The organism is Pseudomonas sp. TNT2022 ID642, from assembly GCF_028656995.1.
Classification (GTDB): Bacteria; Pseudomonadota; Gammaproteobacteria; order Pseudomonadales; family Pseudomonadaceae; genus Aquipseudomonas.
In genome coordinates, this window is record NZ_JAMDGW010000014.1 from 171,516 (window position 1) to 192,530 (window position 21,015).

The following is a 21,015-nucleotide window of genomic DNA, read 5'->3' on the forward strand; positions in this document are numbered from 1 at the left end:
AGAGGGAGAGGGGACTGACCGAGTGGCAGGCTCGAATTACGTCGACCTGAAATACCGAGCCGAACTCAAGTTTGAAACCACACAGATCGGCTCCCTCTCCCTCGGGAGAGGGCTGGGGTGAGGGGCTGGTTCTACCAGAGCATTGAGAACCTGAAATGAAAAAAGGCCGCCTGAACTCAGTTCAAGCGGCCTTTTTGGCTTACTGCGCGCGGTTACGCCTGCTCAGCCAGCTTCTTCTGCCTCGCCCGACGAGACATCATGTTCAGCACTTCAATCGCTGCCGAGAACGCCATCGCCGCATACACATAACCTTTCGGTACATGGGCGCCGAAGCCTTCAGCGATCAAGGTCATACCGATCATGATCAAGAAGCCCAGAGCCAGCATCACCACAGTCGGGTTGTCGTTGATGAACTTGGCCAGCGGCTCAGCAGCAAACAGCATCACCAGTACCGACACCACCACCGCGATGATCATGATCGGCAAGTGTTCGGTCATGCCGACCGCAGTAATGATGCTGTCGATCGAGAACACCATGTCGAGCATCAGGATCTGGCCAATGGCAGCGGCAAAACCGAGGGTAACCGTGGAGGTCGCCGACTTCGGATCTTCCGGGGCCGGGTCCATGCTGTGATGGATCTCGGTCGTGGCTTTCCAGACCAGGAACAGACCACCGGCAATCAGGATCATGTCCTTCCAGGAGAAGGCCTGACCCAGGATCTCGATCACCGGCGCAGTCAGCTGCACGATGAAGGCGATGGTACTCAACAGCGCCAGACGCAGAATCAGCGCCATGCCGATACCGATGCGGCGCGCCTTTTGCTGGTACTGCTTGGGCAATTTGTTGGTCAGGATCGAGATAAAGATCAGGTTATCGATGCCGAGCACGATTTCCATCACCACCAATGTGGCCAAAGCAACCCAAGCGGTGGGGCTGGCGGCGAGCTGTAACAGATATTCCATGGGTCAGTCCTGACTCTGTGTAAGACGAATTAGATGGTCTTGGAGGAAGATTCGGATTGTTCCGCATCTTTTTCCGGTGTTTCTTTCTTTTCAATCAACCCGCCGGTGGCATCGCTGAGTGCTTGCTCAGCCGCTTTGTGGGTGTCGTCAATCGCTTGTTTGGCGCTTTCGGCAGCCTTGCCCATCAGTTGCTGGGCGCTTTTCTCGGCCTGATCGCAACCGGCCAGAAGCAGTAAAGACGTAAACATCAATGCTGGGATTGTATATTTCATAAGGTTTCCTTCGAATGAACAGACAGGCTCACAGACCGGCCGTCGATGGCTGGGCATTCTAGGGAGATGAACACTTCAGGAAAATTCGTATTTTTAGCGGCTATACTTCGGTTTTCACGAACTGTAGAACGTCATGCTCAATTACCGACAACTGCATTACTTCTGGGTCGTAGCCAAGACCGGCAGCATCGTGCGCGCCTGCGAGCAGCTGAACCTGACCCCACAAACCATCAGCGGGCAGATTTCTTTGCTCGAACAGACTTACGGCATCGAGTTATTCAGACGGGTCGGCCGGCAACTCGAATTGACCGAAGCCGGTCGACAAGCCCTGCCCTACGCCGAGCAAATGTTTCAACTGGGCGGCGAACTGGAATTGATGCTGCGCGCGCAACCCAACGAACAGCAGATTCTGTTCCGCGTCGGCGTCGCCGACGTAGTGCCGAAATCCATCGTTTATCGACTGATCGCGCCGACCATGGAGTTGAACGAGCCGCTGCGCATCACCTGCCGCGAAGACAAACTCGAACGGTTGCTCGCCGATCTGGCCATCCAGCGCCTGGATCTGGTGATTTCCGACAGCCCGATGCCCTCACACCTCGATATCAAGGGCTACAGCCAGAAGCTTGGCGAATGCGGGATCAGTTTCTTCGCCACCCCGGAACTGGCAGCCAGATACGGTCAGGACTTCCCGCGCAGCCTGCATGGCGCGCCGCTGTTGATTCCCGGCGCGGAAACCGTGGTGCGCAGCCGTCTGCAGCGCTGGTTTGCCGAACAGCAGATCCAGCCGCAAATCGTTGGGGAGTTTGATGACAGTGCCTTGATGCAGGCCTTCGGCCAATCCGGCAGCGGGATTTTTATTGGCCCGAGCGTGATTGCCGATGAAGTGAAGCGCCAGTACGGCGTCGAGCTGATTGGCCAGACCGATGCGGTGACCGAGTCGTTCTATGCCATTTCGGTGGAGCGCAAGGTCAAGCACCCCGGCATCGTTGCGATTACCGAAGGTGCCCGACGCGAGCTGTTTACGGCGTTATGAGGCCTCGGCGCACATCTCGCGCGGCTTGAGCGTCATCAGCACCATGGCGAGGAACACCGACAGCAAGATGAATCCGGCGGCGGCAAAGCCGAGGAACCCCAGACCTGCGCTGTCGATGACCCGACCACCAACAATGGCGCCCAGGCCGATCCCAAGATTAGCCCCGGCGATGTTCAACGAAGCGGCAAAGGCCGGCGCTTCCGGCGCGGCTTTCATCAGACGCACATGGCTGACCAGGAACAACGCGGCCTGGGTAATCCCCCAGATCCCCATGGCCACCGCCAACCCAAGCGGCGAATGAATGTTCGGCACCAGCGAGACCATCCCGGCAATCATGAACGCACAGAACAACACCGACGCCCCCAGCGGATGCTTATCGACCGCACGACCGCCCAACGAGTTACCAATCAACCCGACCGCACCGAAGGCCATCAGGCACCAACCGACCACGGTGCCGTTGAAGCCGGCGAGGCGCTCAAGAATGTCGGCCAGATAGGTGTAAGCGGTAAACATGCCGCTGAACACCAGAATCGACAGCACGATATGGCCGATCATCAACGGGCTGCGCAGGATCTTGAACTGCGAGCGGAAGCTGACCTGATGCTGGTGCAGGCTGGTTTTCGGCAAGTAGACAAACAGCAACAAAGCCTTGGCAAAGGCGATCACCGCCAGAATGCCAAAGGCACTGCGCCAGCCGAAGGCGTCAGAAATCAGCGTGCCGACCGGAATGCCAAACACCGTGGCGCAAACAATACCGAAACCGATCTTGGCGATGGCGCGCCCGGCGAAATCCGGGCCGACAATATCCACGGCGGTCTCGCTGGCCAAGGCCCAAAACACTGGCAAACCGAGGGCCGGGATCAACCGGGCAAATGCCATCACCCAGATGTTCGGCGCCAATGCCGCCACCGTATTGGCCAAGCCAAACATGATCAGGATGCTGATAAACAGCTTGCGCCGCTCGAAGCGGGCGAAATAGGCGGTCAGGAAAGGCCCGAACATCGCCACCGTGAAGGCGAATAGAGTCACCAGCAACCCGGCCTGCGGGATGGTGACGGCGAGGTCTCGGGCAATCGCCGGCAACAGGCCGACGATGACGAATTCCGTGGTCAGCACCGTGAAGCCGGCGGCGGACAACAGAAGAATGGGCAACAGCATGCGCAACTCCAGCAAAACGACGACACCAGCGTTGACCCGGAGGCCCGCTGGCAGAGTTTGAAAATAAGGATGCGCAATCTTAACAGAGTGTGTCCGGGCTGACTTGCACAAACCTGCCGACTTTGTTGCCTGATCCGGTGGCAGATCGTCACATGCCTGAAGGATAAGGCCTACGCTGTGATAAAGTCCGCGCCCTGAAAAACGTACAGCCTGTTCAACGACCGGTTTATTGGCGTTGATGTCGCATCAACACTTTCGGTTCGTGGCGGTGGCCTGCCCCTGTTCTGCCATCGCTTTACGCAACCTTGCACCCTATAAAAAATCAGAGATGCCGCTATGACCGCTTCATCCCCTTCTCTATTGCAACGCCTCAAGAACCTCAGCCTGGTCACGCAGATCCTCATCGGCCTGATCGCCGGTATCGCCCTGGCGCTGTTTGCCCCGGAAGCGGCGAAAGGCACGGCGTTCATCGGCAAAGTGTTTGTTTCAGCGTTGAAAGCCGTCGCACCGATTCTGGTGTTCGTGCTGGTAATGGCCTCGATTGCCAACCACAAGCACGGCCAGGAAACCCATATCCGCCCGATCCTGTTCCTCTATCTGCTGGGCACCTTCGCGGCAGCAGTCGTGGCGGTGGTCGCGAGCATGGCGTTCCCGTCGCACCTGGTGTTGTCGACCGACAACGTTTCGGTGACGGCGCCGGGCGGTATCGGCGAAGTGCTGCAGAGCCTGCTGTTGAGCGTGGTCGACAACCCGGTCAGCGCGCTGATGAACGCCAACTTCATCGGCATTCTGGCCTGGGCGATCGGCATGGGCATCGCGATTCGCCATGCCGGCGACACCACCCGCGAAGTGCTGGGTGATCTGTCCAATGGCGTGACAGTGATCGTGCGTGTGGTGATTCGCTTTGCACCGCTGGGTATTTTCGGTCTGATGGCTTCGACGCTGGCCACCTCCGGTTTCGGCGCCTTGATCGGTTACGCACACCTGCTGGCCGTGCTGCTCGGTTGCATGCTGTTCGTCGCGCTGGTGATGAACCCGCTGATCGTGTTCTGGAAGCTGCGTCGCAACCCGTACCCGCTGACCCTCAAGTGCCTGCGTGAAAGTGGCATTACCGCGTTCTTCACTCGCAGTTCGGCGGCGAACATTCCGGTGAATCTGGAGTTGAGCAAACGTCTGGGCCTGCATGAAGACACCTATTCGGTGTCGATCCCGCTGGGCGCGACCATCAACATGGCCGGTGCGGCGATCACCATTACCGTGTTGACGCTGGCGGCCGTGCATACATTGGGTATTGCCGTGGATATTCCGACGGCGATTCTGCTCAGCGTTGTCGCCGCCATTTGCGCGTGTGGCGCATCGGGCGTGGCCGGTGGTTCGTTGCTGTTGATTCCGTTGGCGTGCAGCCTGTTTGGCATTCCGAGCGAGATCGCCATGCAGGTGGTGGCGGTCGGTTTCATTATTGGCGTGTTGCAGGATTCGGCGGAGACCGCGCTGAACTCGTCGACTGACGTGTTGTTTACCGCTGCGGCGTGCCTGGGTGAAGAAGCGAAAGCCCAACGCACGGCTTGATATTCGCTGTAATGAAAAGCCCGCCATGGTGTGAACCTTGGCGGGCTTTTTTGTGGCTGAGATCTTTTCCCCCCTCACCCCAACCCTCTCCCCCCAAGGTGGGCGAGGGGGAAAGGGGGCAGACCGAGTGTTGTTCAAAACCTGAGTTCGACTCGATAGATCAGGTCGGCGTATCTCGAACAAACAACTCGGTCAGTCCCCTCTCCCTCTGGGAGAGGGTTAGGGTGAGGGGCTCTTAAAAAATCAGAACGCGCCCATGTAATCACGCTTGCCCACTTCAACACCGTTATGACGCAGCAGCGCATAAGTAGTAGTGACATGGAAGAAGAACTGCGGCAGACCGTAGGTCAGCAGGTAAGCCTGACCACTGAAGCGCTTCTCTTTCGGCGTGCCCGGACGGGTGACGATTTCGATGCCTTCCTTGCCATCGATCTGCTCTGGCTTGATCTCGCCGATGTAGGCTAGAACCTTGGCGATCAGGGCTTGCAGCTCGGCGAAGGTGGTTTCGGTATCGTCGTACTTCGGCACTTCGACTTCAGCCAGACGCGAGGAAACGCCTTTGGCGAAGTCCACGGCGATCTGCACCTGACGGGTCAGCGGGAACATGTCCGGGAACAGACGGGCCTGCAGGAACGCGTTCGGGTCGATGTTTTTCTCGGTGGCGTGGGCTTCAGCCTTTTTCAGCACATCGCTCAAAGCGTTGAGCATTTGTTGAAAAACCGGGACGGATGCGGCGTACAGGGAAATGGTCATGGCAGTCTCGTGTGGTGGCTGGGTGGAACAAGGAGGCGATTATAGCCATGCTTGATGACCACACGGCTTGCCTTTTGTTTGGCAAGGATTAGGCTAGGCGCCTTCGACTGCAGAGGGAACGCGCGATGACCACAGAACCAGAATCCACCTTCGACGAGCCACGGCTCAATGCCACGGAAATCCGCATCCTCGGCTCGTTGATCGAGAAACAGGCCACCAGTCCGGAAACCTATCCGCTGACCCTGAATGCACTGGTCACGGCGTGCAATCAGAAAACCAGCCGCGAACCGGTGATGAACCTGACCCAGGGTCAGGTCGGGCAGAGTTTGCGTGCGCTGGAAGGTCGCGGTTTCGCCAAGCTTGTCATGGGCAGTCGCGCCGACCGCTGGGAGCACAAGGTCGACAAGGCGTTGGAGCTGGTGCCGGCGCAGGTGATTCTCAGCGGATTGATGTTTCTGCGCGGCCCGCAAACCGTCAATGAGCTGCTGACCCGCAGCGGACGCATGCATGATTTCGAAGATGCCGAGCAAGTGGTGCATCAGCTTGAGCGCTTGATTGCGCGGGGGTTGGCGGTGTTGATTCCGCGCCAGGCCGGGCAGCGTGAAGATCGTTATACCCATGCCCTCGGAGATCCGGCGGACAGCGAGGCGATCATGGCAGCGCGGCAGAATCCGCAGGATCGCAGTGCCAGCACTGGCGTTTCAGTTGAGCGCATCGAAGAGCTGGAAGCGCGGATTGCGGCGCTGGAAGAGCGTCTGGCCCGCCTCGAATAATCACCTCCGTTTTACTGTTGGAGCGAGCCTGCTCGCGAAGAGTTTGTGTCAGCCACTTCATTTTTGAATGACACACCGCATCGCGAGCAGTCTCGCTCCCACAGGGGATCTATAGCGAACACACAATCTGTGTAGGACTAAATCCAACTGTGGGAGCGAGCCTGCTCGCGAATAGGCCCGCCCAGCCACCACAACACTCAATCAGCTCCGGGCAAACGCCACCGCCGCCGCAAACTGCTCTTCAGTCGGGCGCACGCCGGTGTACAGCACAAACTGCTCCAGCGCCTGAATCGCAATCACCTCAAGTCCGGTAATCACCCGCTTGCCCTCGGCCCGACCCCGCACGATCAACGGTGTCTCCGACGGAATCGCCACCACATCAAACACCGTATCCGCAGCCTTGATCACCTCAGGCTCAAACGCCAGTTGCCCCGCCTCTGGCCCGCCGTCCATACCCACAGGCGTCACATTGATCAGCATCTGCGGGCGCTCCTCGCCCAGTTCCGCCTGCCAGCGATAACCCAGCGAATCCGCCAGCGCACGCCCGGCGCGTTCGTTACGCGCAACAATCAAACCGTTTTTGTAACCACCATCACGCAGGGCACTGGCCACCGCTTTGGCCATGCCGCCGCTGCCACGCAGGGCGAAGGTCGAGTCCTTGGGCACCGCGTGGGTTTCCAGCAACTGCGCGACAGCGATGTAATCGGTGTTGTAAGCCTTGAGATGGCCATCGGTGTTGACGATGGTGTTGATCGACTGGATCGCCGCCGCCGACGCATCCAGCTCATCGACCAGCGCGATGCACGCCTCTTTGAACGGCATCGACACGCCGCAACCACGGATGCCCAAGGCGCGAATGCCGCCGACCGCGCCGGTCAGGTCTTTACTGCTGAATGCCTTGTAGTAGAAATTCAGGCCCAGCTGTTCATACAAATGGTTATGAAAACGCAGACCGAAATTGCCTGGGCGCCCCGACAGGGACATGCACAGTTGGGTGTCTTTGTTCGGGTTCATCTGCATGAAACTTCTCCTTCAAACGCACTTTCGGATAGACGGGATTAGCCAGCCCATCGGGTTCTGAACGATCATAGAGGCCTGTTTTAAACGGGTTCTGTGGCCCTTGCACGGCCCGGTAAAGAAGCCGGTACAGACCTTACACAAAATTTACCCAGCGGCTGTGCTGATTTTCAGAATTTCGCTGTCTTAGAAGTATCCCCGCGACAACTGTGGGCCTGGTGCAGGCCCTGCCGCCGGGTCGAAGAACCGAGGACTTATCATGATTCGTAAACTCCCCATTCTGGCCTTGCTGATTGGCGCACTCGCTGTCACAGGTCAGGCAGAAGCCGGTGGTGGCCACGGCTGGCAAGGCCCTGCGGTGTTTGGCGCGATCGTCGGCTCGGCCATCATCGGCTCGGCACTGATCAATCAGGATCGGCCGGTGTATGTGCAACAACAGCCGGTTTATGTTCAGCCGCAACCGGTCTACGTGCAGCAGCCACCACCACCGGTCTACTACCAGCCGGCACCGGTGTACGTGCAGCAACCGGTTTACATTCAACAGGCCCCCGTCTACTACGGCCCGCCTCGCGGTTATTATGGCCGGCCACATGGCTATTACGGCGGCCCACGCTGGTAATCGCCACACAAAGCCCCGCTTTTACAGCGGGGCTTTTTTATGACCGTTGGTCGGCGAGCGTCTGAAAAAATCTCGCCAAGGTCGCTGTGAGGACAGTTTCACCGGCTAAAGTCGGCATGATTGATTGACCGTTATGTACTTTTCCATAAAACGGTCATCTATTTGTCATGACGGAACCGCAATCTGAATCCGTCCGTAAACAACAGGTTGATAACAACAAGGACGACTGTATGCCAACACAAAACCCGCACCGCATCGTCGGCCTGTGCACCTCAAGCAAGGTGTACAGCGCGCTGACCGAACTCAAGCACCTGGAAGGCCATCGCTGCGCCAAGTTCCTTTCGCTGCTGGCGGAAAACCTCGTGCACAAAGGCTTGCTCAACGAGCGCGAAGTCATGCACATGCTCGATCAAGTGGTCGATTGAGCCAGCCCTCAACGGCGTCAATGACCACTATCGAAAGCGTTGATTGTCCGTAGAAGCGGCGAATCTTTAAGGTAGCTCCATTGTTAGATGGAGGTACTCGTCATGGCTCAGGTTCAAATCATGTCCGTTATCGGCAGCGCCGTTCCCGCCTCGCTCAGAGCATCGGGCTTGCTCGCCTGCTGGTATCTGATGCGCGACGGCGAAGCGATCAGCGGCCCGCTCACTTCGCTGCCCGCCGCGCAGGCACTGTCGCAGAAGATCGTCAGCGAGCCGTTCCACGCTTAAGGTAGTTGCACCTTGGGCTTGGTCTCGGCGAAGAGCGCCCAGCTCGACATGAACAGCGCCGCGATCAGCGGCCCGATCACAAAGCCATTCAGGCCGAACACCGCCAGGCCACCCAGGGTCGAGATCAGAATCAAGTAATCGGGCATTTTGGTGTCCTTGCCCACCAGAATCGGACGCAGTACGTTGTCCACCAAACCGATCACGAACACCCCGAACAAGCCCAGCACCACGCCCTGCCAGATCATCCCGCTGAGCAGGAAATACACCGCCACCGGCGCCCAGACAATCCCCGCGCCCACGGCTGGCAGCAACGACAAAAACCCCATCAAGACCGCCCAGAGCAATGCGCTGGGGATGTCGAGAAACCAGAAAATCGCTCCGCCCAGCGCGCCTTGAGTCACCGCGACCACGAGATTGCCCTTCACCGTCGCCCGTACCACGCGGTTGAACTTCAACTGCAAGCGCCGCTTGTGGCCTTCCTCCAGTGGCACGGCAGTGCGCACCTTGCGCGCCAGTTCGGCGCCGTCACGCAGAAAGAAAAACAGCAGATACAGCATGATGAAGAAACTCACCACGAACTCGAACGTACCCTGGCCAAAACTGAACGCTTGAGTGGCCAGGACCTGACTGCCCTGCATCGCCGATTTGACGATTTTCTCGCGCAGGCCATTGAGTTCGCCCATGCCGAAACGGTCGAGCAAGTGCTGAAAGTACGGCGGCAAGCTGTGCTTGAACTGCGCCAGATACGCGGCAATGTCCAGCTCACCACTTTCGATATTCTTGTAGACCGTCGCCCCTTCCTGCACCAGCAACACGCTGACGATGATCACCGGCAAAATCGCGATGACCAGACAGATGCTCAACGTGCACAGCGAGGTCAGGTTGCGTTGCCAGCCGAATTTCGCCTGCAACTTGCGTTGCATCGGCGCAAACAGGATGCCGAGGATCACTGCCCAGAACACCGCACCGTAGAACGGCAACAGGATCCAGATAAAGGCCACCGTGACCAGCACCAGCAGCACGGTCAGGGATTTGAATTGCAGACTCTTTTCGTTCATGTCCGGTCCATGTCAGTCAGGCGTCATGCACGCCCCGATGCTTAGTCAGCCGCGGCGTGCACGAGTGCCATCTTTATTCATGGAGCATAGTTGCGGATCGGCGCGAGCCGGTTATCAGACCGGCAACTGGGCATAGATCCAGATCAATAAATCCCGTCCGGATCTGCATTACCCTGCCGCGCTTTTGCGACCGACACCGCCATGACCTCGATCCTCGCCGCCCCCGAACTGCTCGCTCCCGCCGGCACCCTGAAAAACATGCGCTACGCCTTTGCCTACGGCGCCGATGCGGTCTACGCCGGCCAGCCGCGTTACAGCCTGCGGGTGCGCAACAACGAATTCGATCACGCCAACCTGGCGCTGGGCATTCGTGAAGCCCAGGCGCAAGGCAAACGCTTCTATGTGGTGGTCAACATCGCCCCGCACAACGCAAAATTGAAAACCTTTCTCAAGGATCTGGCGCCGGTCATCGAAATGGCGCCGGATGCACTGATCATGTCCGACCCGGGCCTGATCATGCTGGTGCGCCGGCATTTCCCGCAGATGCCGATCCACCTCTCGGTGCAGGCGAACACGGTGAACTGGGCGAGTGTCGAGTTCTGGCAGCTGCAAGGTGTGAGCCGGATCATCCTGTCGCGGGAATTGTCGCTGGAAGAAATCGGCGAGATCCGCGAACACGTGCCGGGCATGGAACTGGAGGTGTTCGTTCATGGAGCGCTGTGCATGGCCTATTCCGGGCGCTGCCTGTTGTCGGGTTACATGAACAAGCGCGACGCCAATCAGGGCACCTGCACCAACGCCTGTCGCTGGAAATACTCGGCGCAAGAGGCCACGGAAAATCAGCTCGGCGAGATCGTCCAGACTTTCCAGCCCGAGCCGACCCTGGGTCTGGGCGCGCCCACCGATCAGGTGTTTCTGTTGCAGGAAGCGAATCGTCCCGACGAGTTGATGCCGGCATTCGAGGACGAGCACGGTACTTACATCATGAACGCCAAGGACCTGCGCGCGGTGCAGCACGTCGAGCGTCTGGCGCGCATGGGCGTGCATTCCTTGAAGATCGAGGGCCGGACCAAATCGCACTTCTATTGCGCGCGCACCACCCAGGTGTATCGCCGGGCAATTGATGATGCGGTGGCCGGGCGTGAGTTTGATCGCAGCCTGATGACGGACCTGGAGTCACTGGCGCAGCGTGGCTACACCGAAGGTTTTCTGCGTCGGCATGTGCATGACGAGTACCAGAATTATCAAAATGGCAGCTCGGTGTCGGAGCGTCAGCAATTTGTGGGTGAGCTGACTGGGGAGCGGCGTGAGGGGCTGGCCGAGGTCAAGGTGAAGAATCGTTTTGCACTGGGTGATCATTTGGAATTGATGACGCCCGCAGGCAATTTTCATTTTGATCTGCATGAGTTGCAGAGTGTTAAGGGTGAGGCGATCGAGGTGGCGCCGGGGGATGGGCATACGGTTTATCTGCCGATTCCGGAGGTTGTGGATTTGCGGTTTGGGTTGTTGATGCGGGATCTGCGGGGTGCCTGAGAAGCCCCTCACCCTAGCCCTCTCCCAGAGGGAGAGGGGACCGATTGGGGGATATTGGAGAAATTCACCGACCTGACCGTGCTGCGCCGAATCCATAATCAACTCTTCCGATCAAGCACACTGGACTTGATCGAATCCATAATCGACTCGCTCGTTCAGCTTGGCTGAATCCATAATCGACTCGGTTATTCAGGTCGGCGTATAACCCGAGACACCTCGGTCGGCCCCCTCTCCCTCCGGGAGAGGGCTGGGCGGGCGGCGTTCCGATGAGGGAAGCCTTTTTTACGCAACAAACTCCTCCCGCAACATCGCCACAAACGCCTCCCGCGCCGGATGCACCCCGGCGTTTTCATGCCAGTAAAACAAGTTGTCGACGGCCGTCAGCTCAGCAAACTCATACCCCACACACCCGGCTCCTTTCGCGTACTGCTCGAACACGCCCTTGGGCACCAGCGCCACCCCTGCCCCGGCACTCACGCAACCCACAATCGCCCCATAACTGGCGAGACTGACGATCGGCAGCGACAGCCCCTGACGCAACAACCAATGCTCCAGCGCCGCCCGATACGGACAACCTTGCGGCCACATGAACACGGTTTTGTCCTGCAGGTCTTCAATGCCGCGCACCGGCCCGAACGACGTCGACGCGATCAGCAGCAGTTCTTCGCGATACATCGGCGTGCGCTTGAGCTGCGAACGTTCGACATCCACCGCGACAATCGCGCCATCGAGGCGATGGCTGACGGTATCGTCGAGCAACTGCGCCCAAGTGCCCGTGGTGAGTTCCAGCGCCACCTGCGGGTAGCGCTGGTGAAACTTCGCCAACAAGCGCGGCAAGCGCCCGGTCGCCGAAGATTCGATCGCGCCAATGCGCAACGGCCCGGACGGTTCGGATGAAGGATCAACCGCACGTTTGGCCTCGGCGGTCAGCGCCAGAATCTTTTCCGCATAGGCGAGAAACGTCTGCCCCGCCGGACTGATGCGCAACCCGCGTCCCTCACGCAGAAACAGCGCAACGCCCAGTTCCGCCTCGAGCGCCTTGATTCGCGCAGTGATGTTCGACGGCACGCAGAACAGCTTTTCCGCCGCCCGCGCAATGCTGCCGAGCTCGGCTACGGTCTTGAACATACGGATTTGTGCGAGCTCCATAACCATCACTCTGAGTGAACATTGCGAGCAGTATAAGTCAGTTGTGGCGAATGATTGGCGACCCGGATACTCGGCGCATCAACACCACTGAGCGCCTGATCATGCCGCACCCTTCCCCACTGAAAATCCTTCTGGCGATGGCGTTTGTCGTTGCTTGCTGGGCCTATTCGCCGACCGGTATTCACATCGGCCTGCAAGCCTACGACCCCGGACATCTGGCGTTGCTGCGGTTTCTGTTGGCGTCGTTGTTCATGGCGCTGATCGCCGTGTTTAAAGGCATTCGCCTGCCGCACTGGCGCGATGCGCCGCTGTTGTTTGCCCTGGGTTTTTTCGCCGTCAGCCTGCACCACGTCGCTTTGAACATCGGCCAGCAAAGCGTCAGTGCCGGCGCTTCCAGCGTGTTAGCGCAATCGAGTCCGCTGTTCAGCACGTTGCTGGCGCGGTTCTTGTTCAAGGATCAGGTCAGCGCCTGGCGTTGGGGCTGCGTGTTGCTTGGTTTTGTCGGCGTGGTGATCGTGGTCAGCGGCGATAAGGGCTTAGGCGATATCGATGCGCATGCACTGCTGATCTTGCTGGCGGCGCTTTCATGGAGCGTTTACTTCGCCCTGCAAAAACATCATGCGCGGCGTTACGACGGCTTCAGTCTGGCGTGTTACGCGGTGTGGTCGGGAACGTTGATGCTGCTGATTTATCTGCCCGGGCTGGGCCAAGCCGTGCTGAATGCGCCGCTGCGAGTGCAGTGGGCGGTGTTGGCGTTGGGCGTTTTCCCCAGTGCGCTGGCCTATCTGGCGTGGGGCTTTGTGCTCAAACATGTGGATTTGAGCCGGGCGACGATGACGTTGTACCTGATACCGCCGACGGCGATGGGGATTGCGTCGGTCGGACTGGGCGAGCGGCCGACGTTGCTGGTGCTGGTGGGGTCGGTGGTGGTGTTGATCAGTGTGTTGGCGTTGAATCTGGAGCGGCGGATTGGGGGTGTTCGGGCAGCGATCTGATCAATGATTGTTGTTGAGGCAAATGCCGACATCGCTGGCAAGCCAGCTCCCACAGGGTTCTATGGTGAACATAGTTTTCAGGTACATCCGCATAACCTGTGGGAGCTGGCTTGCCAGCGATGGGGCCAGCCCAGACAACACATTAATCAAAGCCAATCACTGATCAGCGCCGATCATCCGACAACGGCGTCGGTTCATCCGCCGGCGGCACATCCTCATCATCAGCCGCCGGATCCTGCCAATCCTCCGGCCGATCAGCATCGCTCAACGGATCACGCCCCGGGGGCATTCCCATCGGTGCATCGTGATCAGCCAGTGTCGGTTCATCGGTACCAGGCATCGGCCGGGTTGGATCGGTTGGCAGCACACCACCCTGAAACAGCAAATCATTAGCCATGACACACCTCACCAAGGAGGTCCGGAATACCCGGGCCGTACAACTTGGAATCAGGCCTGTGGACGGCGTGCTATCGACCAGACCAGCGGTGCTCAACCTTGCGCGGAAAAGCGGTCGCGGCTGTTGGTCAGGTGCAGCCACATGGCTGCCCGCGCCGCATCCGCATCCTGACGCTTGATCGCGTTCAAGATCGCCTCATGCTCCAGATGGGCCAGTTGCCCGAGTTTGCTCAAATCTGCCGCGCCACGTTCAGCAGCATTGAGCCGGTTACGCGGAATCATCGCACTGCCCAGGTGCTGCATGATCTCGCTGAAACAGACGTTACCCGTGGCTTCGGCAATCAGCAGATGAAAGCGTCGATCGGCCTCGACGCAACTGTCGTTGTTGTCGAGCAGCCGTTGATAGTCATCCAGCGCCTGACGCATTTGCAGCAATTGCGGCTCCGTGCGCCGTTGCGCCGCCAACGCCGCCGCTTGGGTTTCCAGGCCCAGACGCAATTCAAGAATGCTGCGCACGCCGAGCGCCGTGTCGACATTCAGGCGCAAGCCCTGCTCCGGCGCACGCTCGATGACAAACGTGCCGATGCCGTGCCGGGTCTCCACCAACCCGGAGGCCTGCAATTTGGAAATCGCCTCGCGCACCACCGTACGGCTGACGCCGTGTTCCTGAACGATGGAATTCTCCGACGGCAGCTTGTCGCCGGGCGACAGCTGACCAAGAAGAATGCTCTGGGTGAGTTTCTCCACCAGATCATGGGCGAGGTTGTGCGCACGTTTGCGTGCGGGAGCGTCGAGGTCTTCTTGCATGGTCGGTTCCGGTGATCGGGGCTTGCCGATCGTAGCATTGCGAGGCTGGCTGACGGGATTGATTCTAGCGCCTCAACTTGTATGACAACATTCAAATAAATCGGAAAAAATCAGGACCTCTTGAAGATTACTCGTGCGCAGCCGGGGAAATTGATCGCGACCCCCAAAGTTAAAAACCCAATAAACATTAGAACAAAACACGAAAAAGCATAAGAAACCGGCCTTCCAGATAAAATTAATCGGCACTTCCCACTTGTAGGACAAAAAATCTCAGTTGTATGATGTCTAGCAACAACGCAGCACCTGCCCTACCCCGCATAAAAATAATCAGTGGGAGAAAACCAAGTGAAAACCTCCGTCTCCGGGATAAACGAGGGCGTCGATTCGACACTCGCGTCCGCCATCTCGAAAGTGAAACGCCACGTCCTGCCGCTTTTCGTGATCATGTTCATCGTCAATTACATTGACCGGGTGAACATCGGTTTCGTCCGCACCCACATGGAACATGACCTCGGCATCGGTGCCGCCGCTTATGGCTTTGGCGCCGGTCTGTTCTTCATCGGTTACGCGCTGTTCGAAGTACCCTCCAACATGCTGCTGCAGAAAGTCGGCGCACGCATCTGGCTGACTCGCATCATGTTCACTTGGGGCCTGGTCGCCGCCGGCATGGCGTTCATCCAGAACGAAACCCACTTCTATGTACTGCGCTTTTTGCTAGGCGTGGCCGAGGCCGGGTTCTTTCCCGGGGTGATCTATTACTTCACCCGTTGGCTGCCCGGCGCCGAACGCGGCAAGGCGATTGCGATTTTCCTCAGCGGCTCCGCCGTGGCCTCGTTGATCTCCGGCCCGTTGTCCGGTCTGCTCCTGCAAATCAACGGGTTGGGCATGCACGGCTGGCAATGGATGTACTTCATTGAAGGGATGTTCTCGGTGTGCCTGTGCGTGTTCGTCTGGTTCTGGCTCGACGCCAAACCCCACGACGCGAAATGGCTGAGCCGCGCCGAACAGGATTCACTGGTCAACGCCATCGACGCTGAACAGAAGGCCCGCGAAGCCGCGACGCCGATCCGGCCATCCATGGGCAAACTGCTCAAGGACCGCCAGATCATCCTGTTCTGCCTGATCTACTTCTTCATTCAGTTGACCATCTACGCGGCGACTTTCTGGCTGCCGAGCATCATCAAGAAAATGGGCGAGATGAGCGACTTCCAGGTTGGCCTGTTCAACTCGATTCCGTGGTTGTTGTCGATCATTGGCATGTACGCCTTCGCCTCGTTCTCGGCCAAATGGAAACACCAGCAGGCGTGGGTCGCCACCGCCCTGTTGATTGCCGCAGCGGGGATGTTCATGTCCACCACCGGCGGGCCGATCTTTGCTTTCGTCGCGATCTGTTTTGCCGCGCTGGGTTTCAAATCCGCATCGTCGCTTTTCTGGCCAATTCCGCAGGCGTATCTGGATGCCCGCATCGCGGCGGCGGTGATCGCGCTGATCAACTCGGTCGGCAACCTTGGCGGTTTCGTCGCGCCGACCACGTTCGGCCTGCTCGAAGAACACACCGGTTCGATTCAGGGCGGCCTCTATGGTCTGGCCGCGACCTCGATCATTGCCGCGATCATTGTCTTCTTCGCACGCACCACGCCGAAACCTGCTGCTGATATCGCCGTGGCCGATGCCGCGCCGAAACACGCCTGAATTCTTTATTAAAAGGATAAAAACATGACTGCACACGACACCGCCAAAGCCCCGATCATCACCGAAATGCAAGTCATCCCCGTGGCCGGCCACGACGGCATGCTGCTCAATCTGAGCGGCGCCCACGGGCCGTTTTTCACCCGCAATATCGTCATTCTCAAAGACAACGCCGGCCACACCGGCGTCGGTGAAGTGCCCGGTGGCGAACGTATTCGCCAGACGTTGGAAGATGCGCGTAGCCTGGTGATCGGCAGTCCGATCGGCACCTGGCAGAAGATCCTCAATCAAGTGCGCCAGACCTTCGCTGACCGCGATGCCGGCGGCCGTGGCCTGCAGACTTTTGACCTGCGCATCACCATTCACGCCGTGACCGGACTTGAAGCCGCGCTGCTCGATCTGCTCGGTCAGCATCTCGATGTACCGGTGGCGGCATTGCTCGGCGAAGGCCAGCAACGCGATGAAGTGAAGATGCTCGGCTATCTGTTTTATGTCGGTGATCAACGCGAAACTGACCTCGCCTATCGCAGCGAACCGGACGCCGACAATGACTGGTTCCGCGTGCGTCACGAGAAGGCCATGACTGCCGAAGCCGTAGTGCGCCTCGCTGAAGCGGCCCATGCCAAGTACGGTTTCAAGGACTTTAAACTCAAGGGCGGCGTGCTCAGTGGCGATGCGGAAATCGAAGCGGTGACGGCGCTGGCCGAACGCTTTCCTGAGGCGCGCATCACCCTTGATCCGAACGGCGCGTGGTCATTGAAAGAAGCCATTCGCTTGTGCCGCGACCAGCATCATGTGCTGGCCTATGCCGAAGACCCGTGCGGTGCGGAAAACGGTTATTCCGGTCGCGAAGTCATGGCCGAGTTTCGCCGTGCCACGGGGCTGAAAACCGCCACCAACATGATCGCCACTGACTGGCGTGAAATGGGCCACGCGATCCAGTTGCAGTCGGTGGACATCCCGCTGGCCGACCCGCACTTCTGGACCATGCAGGGTTCGGTGCGCGTGGCGCAGATGTGCCATGAATGGGGGCTGACCTGGGGTTCGCATTCCAACAACCACTTCGACATTTCGTTGGCGATGTTCACCCATGTCGCTGCGGCCGCACCGGGCGAGATCACCGCGATCGACACCCACTGGATCTGGCAGGACGGCCAGCGCCTGACCAAGGCACCACTGCAAATCGTCGACGGTCTGGTGCAGGTGCCGAAGAAACCGGGGCTGGGTGTCGAGCTGGACATGGACCAGGTGGCCAAGGCTCATGAGCTATATAAAGGCATGGGCCTCGGCGCACGCGATGACAGCGTGGCGATGCAGTTTCTGATTCCGGGGTGGAAATTCGATAACAAGCGGCCGTGTCTGGTGCGCTGATGCCTCACTAATAACTGTAGGAGCTGCCGAAGGCTGCGATCTTTTGATCTTAAAAACAGAATCAAAAGATCGCAGCCTTCGGCAGCTCCTACAGGGTTTGTATCAGGTAGAGATTTGCAGCAGCCAGGTTTTGAACGCTGTCATCGCCGCCGTTTCAGGCCGCGACTGCAACCGCGTCAACCAGTAACTCCCCGTCGTAATCTCAATCGCAAACGGCTGACAAATCGCCTCCGCCGCCAGTTGCCGGGCGAACATCAGCGGCGGCGCCAACGCCACCCCGCTGCCCTGCAAAGCCGCTTCCATCATCGCCAGCGACGAATCAAACACAATGCTCTGCGGCGGTGCCGCCTGAGTAGCCAGACCGGCCGCCTGAAACCATTCCGGCCATTCATCGGTGCGATACGAACGCAGCAGCGTCTGCTGCAACAAATCCCCCGGCGAATGCAATTGCCGGGCGATCTCCGGCACGCACAACACCGACAGCGGCGCCTCGAGCAAACGCGTCGCCTCGATGCCATGCCATGCCCCGGCGCCAAAACGGATCGCGTAATCCAGCCCTTCCGCCGCCACATCCACACGGTTATTGTTCGTCGACAGCCGCAAATCTATGAGCGGATGTTTCGCCCGGAAGTCCGCCAGCCTCGGCAACAACCAACCTACGGCGAAGGTGCCCACCGCGCCGACGGTCAACATTTCACGATACTGTCCTCCCGCGAGACGCTCGAGAATCTGCGCGATGTGATCGAACGAAGTGCTCAGCACCGGCAACAAAGTTTCGCCCTCGCTGGTCAGCATCAGCCCACGGGGCAGGCGTTTGAAGAGGGTAACGTTGAGTTGTGCCTCAAGGCTTTTGACCTGATGGCTGACAGCCGCTTGGGTGACGCACAGCTCCACGGCGGCGCGGGTGAAGCTCAAATGCCGCGCGGACGCTTCAAAGGCGCGCAGTGCGTTGAGCGGCAATTGCGGTCGAATCATGCCCAGTCCCAAATTTTTCTAATGGCTCGTGGGAGTTTTCGTCGTTTGTCGATTGGCGTCGCGCTGACTAAATTGGCGGCGCTGATCAGTCGCCCAACGAAGAAATCGCCCGCAGTGTAGCGGGATAACGTCATCAACACTCATGGAGAGTGGTTCATTCATGCCATCCATTCAATCGAGCAAAGTCATTTCCTGCGCTGCTTTCGGCCTTTTTTTGGGCGCCACATCCTGTCTCGCCGCCGCGCCCGACGCTGCGCAGTTGCAAGCATTGGTCAACGACGCAGTAACGCCTGTGATGCAGCAGCAGAACATTCCCGGCCTCACCGTAGCGCTGACCATCAACGGCAAGGCGCATTACTTTAACTACGGCGTCGCCAGCAAAGATACCGGGCAAAAGGTCAGCGAAAACACCCTGTTTGAAATCGGCTCGGTGAGCAAAACCTTCACCGCCACCCTCGCCGGTTATGCCCAGGCGACTGGCAAACTCGATCTGTCGACCAAGGCCAGTCAGCTCTGGCCTGATCTGAAAGGCAGCGCCTTCGACAACATCAGCGTGCTGCAATTGGGCACCTACAGTGCCGGCGGTTTGCCGCTGCAATTCCCGGACGACGCGGATTCGTCTGACAAGATGCTCGGCTATTTCCAACAGTGGAAACCGGTATATCCCGCCGGCAGCCATCGCCAGTACTCCAACCCGAGTCTGGGCCTGTTCGGTTATCTGGCCGCGAAAAGCCTCGGCCAACCGTTTGATCAGGCGATGACACAATCCCTGCTGCCTAAACTTGGCCTTTCGCACACCTACCTCAGCGTGCCTGCTGCGCAAATGGACCTGTATGCGCAGGGCTATGACAAGAACGGCAAACCGGTGCGCGTCACGCCCGGTGCGCTTGACTCACAGGCCTATGGCGTGAAAACCAGCGCGGTGGACATGCTGCGTTACGTGCAGGCCAACCTGAAGCCTGAAACGCTGGAAGCGTCCCTGCAAAAAACCATTGCCAACACCCACACCGGTTACTACACCGTCGGCGACATGACCCAAGGCCTCGGTTGGGAAATGTACCGCTATCCGATCAGCCTCGAGCGTTTGCTGGCGGGCAACTCGACGGAAATGGCCATGGAAGCACACAAGGTGCAGTGGCTGACCCCGTCGCAACCGCAACCTGAAGATGTGTTGATCAACAAGACCGGCTCGACGGGTGGCTTCGGGACCTACGTGGCGCTTGTGCCGAGCAAAGACGTGGGCATTGTGATCATGGCCAACAAGAACTTCCCGATTCCTGAGCGGGTGAAGATCGCCCACAAAATCCTCAGCGCTGTCGCTGACTGAAAATCAAAAGATCGCAGCCTGCGGCAGCTCCTACAGGATCGGGTTTTCACTCGGTCAATGTAGGAGCTGCCGCAGGCTGCGATCTTTTCGTTTCAGCCGTTAAAGCTGTGCCTGCAACTTCCAGCCGATGACATCCATCAAGTCGCAGCTATCGCGCAACGGGATCGCCATCACCCGGGCGAAATCCTGCAGCAGCAAAGCGTCTTGGCCCTTGCCATCCCCCAGCGCCAGTGTCTCCATAAGTTGCGTGACACAACGCAAACGGTAAGCCGCCGTGCCATGCAGCACATCCACCGGCGCCTCGCGGTCGATCAGCAAAGAGGGAATCTTGCAGTCGATCCCGGTCAGCGGAATGTATCGCGTCATGTTTGAACCTCCCTGTTCAATGTGGCGTCGCCGCCAGTGGATCGAGATTGTCCAGCGCACGGTTAACCAGCAACTCACCGAGCACAGCCAACTGCTGAATCGACAAGGCGAGGCTGCGCGGCGAACCTTTCAGCTCTGCGGCGAGGTCAGTGGTCAGGACGTTCAGTGAGGCGAGAGTTTCGCAAGCGTGGCAGAGCAGCGTGGGGGTATCGATATCGGGGAGGATGGTGAAGAGGTGGCTGATGGGATCGGGGTGATGGGGGTTGCGCAAGCGGGGGTTGTTGGCGTCGAAGGATCCTGAATCCATGGGGGATTCGGGAGGGTTTGGCGTGTGTTTTTTCATAAGTAAATGACCTCTAAACATGGGAGAAAAAACTGCCAAACTCACTTCCACGAGAGGGTGGCAGCTTTGCGCAGGGGTGGAAGTCCGGGGAGGTCGAGAGACCCGGTGCACTCGAGAGTGCTCCTGCGCATAGCTGCCAT

The 21,015-nt window shown here is 58.7% G+C and carries 23 protein-coding genes; 11 read left to right on the plus strand and 12 right to left on the minus strand.

Translation table 11 applies throughout. The features are described 5' to 3' along the window. Positions 1–212: 212 nt before the first annotated feature. Both M5G26_RS14940 and M5G26_RS14945 read right to left on the minus strand, forming a co-directional pair. Positions 213–962: a TerC family protein gene (locus tag M5G26_RS14940; protein ID WP_007917342.1), complete on the minus strand. Its 750-nt coding sequence runs from the start codon at positions 960–962 to the stop codon at positions 213–215. Positions 963–991: 29 nt separating this feature from the next. Beyond that, positions 992–1,234, minus strand: a complete 243-nt coding sequence (locus tag M5G26_RS14945; RefSeq protein WP_122597351.1) for a hypothetical protein — start codon at positions 1,232–1,234, stop codon at positions 992–994. A gap of 133 nt (positions 1,235–1,367) precedes the next feature. On the opposite strand from M5G26_RS14945, the gene nhaR reads away from it, so the two are divergent. Beyond that, the gene (gene nhaR / locus M5G26_RS14950; RefSeq protein ID WP_038362809.1) at positions 1,368–2,267 is read left to right on the plus strand and encodes a transcriptional activator NhaR; all 900 of its coding nucleotides are present in this window, start codon (positions 1,368–1,370) and stop codon (positions 2,265–2,267) included. Here nhaR and M5G26_RS14955 read toward each other — a convergent pair. Further along, on the minus strand, positions 2,262–3,425 hold the full coding sequence (locus tag M5G26_RS14955; RefSeq protein ID WP_273915830.1) for an MFS transporter: 1,164 nt from the start codon (positions 3,423–3,425) through the stop codon (positions 2,262–2,264). The genes nhaR and M5G26_RS14955 overlap by 6 nt on opposite strands. 336 nt (positions 3,426–3,761) lie before the next feature. On the opposite strand from M5G26_RS14955, the gene sstT reads away from it, so the two are divergent. Then, complete coding sequence (gene sstT, locus M5G26_RS14960; protein ID WP_273915831.1) at positions 3,762–4,994, plus strand: serine/threonine transporter SstT; 1,233 nt, start codon at positions 3,762–3,764, stop codon at positions 4,992–4,994. Between the two features lie 243 nt (positions 4,995–5,237). Here the strand turns inward: sstT and M5G26_RS14965 are convergent, their stop codons facing one another. Then, positions 5,238–5,747, minus strand: coding sequence for a DUF1993 domain-containing protein (locus M5G26_RS14965; protein WP_007917351.1), 510 nt, complete (start codon positions 5,745–5,747; stop codon positions 5,238–5,240). 125 nt (positions 5,748–5,872) lie between these two features. Between M5G26_RS14965 and M5G26_RS14970 the strand changes: the two genes are divergently transcribed. Beyond that, positions 5,873–6,520 carry a YceH family protein gene (locus tag M5G26_RS14970; protein WP_273915832.1) on the plus strand — a complete coding sequence of 216 codons (648 nt, stop codon included), beginning with the start codon at positions 5,873–5,875 and terminating at the stop codon, positions 6,518–6,520. A gap of 201 nt (positions 6,521–6,721) precedes the next feature. Here the strand turns inward: M5G26_RS14970 and M5G26_RS14975 are convergent, their stop codons facing one another. After that, complete coding sequence (locus tag M5G26_RS14975) at positions 6,722–7,540, minus strand: shikimate 5-dehydrogenase (protein ID WP_273915833.1); 819 nt, start codon at positions 7,538–7,540, stop codon at positions 6,722–6,724. Positions 7,541–7,796: 256 nt separating this feature from the next. On the opposite strand from M5G26_RS14975, the gene M5G26_RS14980 reads away from it, so the two are divergent. The 3 genes from M5G26_RS14980 (at position 7,797) to M5G26_RS14990 (ending at position 8,866) form a co-directional block, all read left to right on the plus strand. Then, entirely contained in the window at positions 7,797–8,156 is a 360-nt protein-coding gene (locus tag M5G26_RS14980) for a hypothetical protein (protein ID WP_007917357.1), read from the plus strand. Positions 8,157–8,386: 230 nt separating this feature from the next. Further along, positions 8,387–8,581 (plus strand): hypothetical protein, encoded by a 195-nt coding sequence (locus tag M5G26_RS14985; protein WP_016984641.1) that lies wholly within the window; start codon positions 8,387–8,389, stop codon positions 8,579–8,581. Positions 8,582–8,683: 102 nt separating this feature from the next. Continuing rightward, positions 8,684–8,866, plus strand: a complete 183-nt coding sequence (locus M5G26_RS14990; protein WP_007917359.1) for a hypothetical protein — start codon at positions 8,684–8,686, stop codon at positions 8,864–8,866. On the opposite strand, the gene M5G26_RS14995 is transcribed toward M5G26_RS14990, so the two are convergent. Next, a complete protein-coding gene (locus M5G26_RS14995; protein ID WP_064389213.1) occupies positions 8,863–9,924 on the minus strand; it encodes an AI-2E family transporter in 1,062 nt (353 codons plus the stop codon). The genes M5G26_RS14990 and M5G26_RS14995 overlap by 4 nt on opposite strands. Positions 9,925–10,125: 201 nt before the next feature. Between M5G26_RS14995 and trhP the strand changes: the two genes are divergently transcribed. Continuing rightward, the gene (gene trhP, locus M5G26_RS15000) at positions 10,126–11,457 is read left to right on the plus strand and encodes a prephenate-dependent tRNA uridine(34) hydroxylase TrhP (protein ID WP_273915834.1); all 1,332 of its coding nucleotides are present in this window, start codon (positions 10,126–10,128) and stop codon (positions 11,455–11,457) included. Between the two features lie 282 nt (positions 11,458–11,739). Here the strand turns inward: trhP and M5G26_RS15005 are convergent, their stop codons facing one another. After that, on the minus strand, positions 11,740–12,606 hold the full coding sequence (locus M5G26_RS15005; protein ID WP_273915835.1) for a LysR family transcriptional regulator: 867 nt from the start codon (positions 12,604–12,606) through the stop codon (positions 11,740–11,742). A gap of 101 nt (positions 12,607–12,707) precedes the next feature. On the opposite strand from M5G26_RS15005, the gene M5G26_RS15010 reads away from it, so the two are divergent. After that, entirely contained in the window at positions 12,708–13,601 is an 894-nt protein-coding gene (locus tag M5G26_RS15010; protein ID WP_273915836.1) for a DMT family transporter, read from the plus strand. Positions 13,602–13,764: 163 nt separating this feature from the next. On the opposite strand, the gene M5G26_RS15015 is transcribed toward M5G26_RS15010, so the two are convergent. Further along, positions 13,765–13,998: a hypothetical protein gene (locus M5G26_RS15015; RefSeq protein ID WP_038364610.1), complete on the minus strand. Its 234-nt coding sequence runs from the start codon at positions 13,996–13,998 to the stop codon at positions 13,765–13,767. A 92-nt stretch (positions 13,999–14,090) separates the two neighbouring features. Further along, positions 14,091–14,804: a FadR/GntR family transcriptional regulator gene (locus M5G26_RS15020; protein WP_134178302.1), complete on the minus strand. Its 714-nt coding sequence runs from the start codon at positions 14,802–14,804 to the stop codon at positions 14,091–14,093. 345 nt (positions 14,805–15,149) lie between these two features. On the opposite strand from M5G26_RS15020, the gene M5G26_RS15025 reads away from it, so the two are divergent. Further along, the gene (locus M5G26_RS15025; RefSeq protein WP_273915837.1) at positions 15,150–16,496 is read left to right on the plus strand and encodes an MFS transporter; all 1,347 of its coding nucleotides are present in this window, start codon (positions 15,150–15,152) and stop codon (positions 16,494–16,496) included. A gap of 24 nt (positions 16,497–16,520) precedes the next feature. Next, complete coding sequence (gudD, locus tag M5G26_RS15030) at positions 16,521–17,864, plus strand: glucarate dehydratase (protein WP_273915838.1); 1,344 nt, start codon at positions 16,521–16,523, stop codon at positions 17,862–17,864. Positions 17,865–17,966: 102 nt separating this feature from the next. Here gudD and M5G26_RS15035 read toward each other — a convergent pair whose 3' ends face one another. Next, on the minus strand, positions 17,967–18,839 hold the full coding sequence (locus M5G26_RS15035; RefSeq protein WP_134178305.1) for a LysR family transcriptional regulator: 873 nt from the start codon (positions 18,837–18,839) through the stop codon (positions 17,967–17,969). 169 nt (positions 18,840–19,008) lie between these two features. On the opposite strand from M5G26_RS15035, the gene ampC reads away from it, so the two are divergent. Then, positions 19,009–20,166, plus strand: coding sequence for a class C beta-lactamase (gene ampC / locus M5G26_RS15040; RefSeq protein WP_443218390.1), 1,158 nt, complete (start codon positions 19,009–19,011; stop codon positions 20,164–20,166). Positions 20,167–20,265: 99 nt separating this feature from the next. On the opposite strand, the gene M5G26_RS15045 is transcribed toward ampC, so the two are convergent. Together M5G26_RS15045 and M5G26_RS15050 are read right to left on the minus strand one after the other, a co-directional pair. Next, complete coding sequence (locus M5G26_RS15045) at positions 20,266–20,532, minus strand: hypothetical protein (protein ID WP_134178307.1); 267 nt, start codon at positions 20,530–20,532, stop codon at positions 20,266–20,268. 16 nt (positions 20,533–20,548) lie between these two features. Further along, on the minus strand, positions 20,549–20,875 hold the full coding sequence (locus tag M5G26_RS15050) for a DUF6124 family protein (RefSeq protein WP_273915840.1): 327 nt from the start codon (positions 20,873–20,875) through the stop codon (positions 20,549–20,551). Between the last annotated feature and the right edge of the window lie 140 nt (positions 20,876–21,015).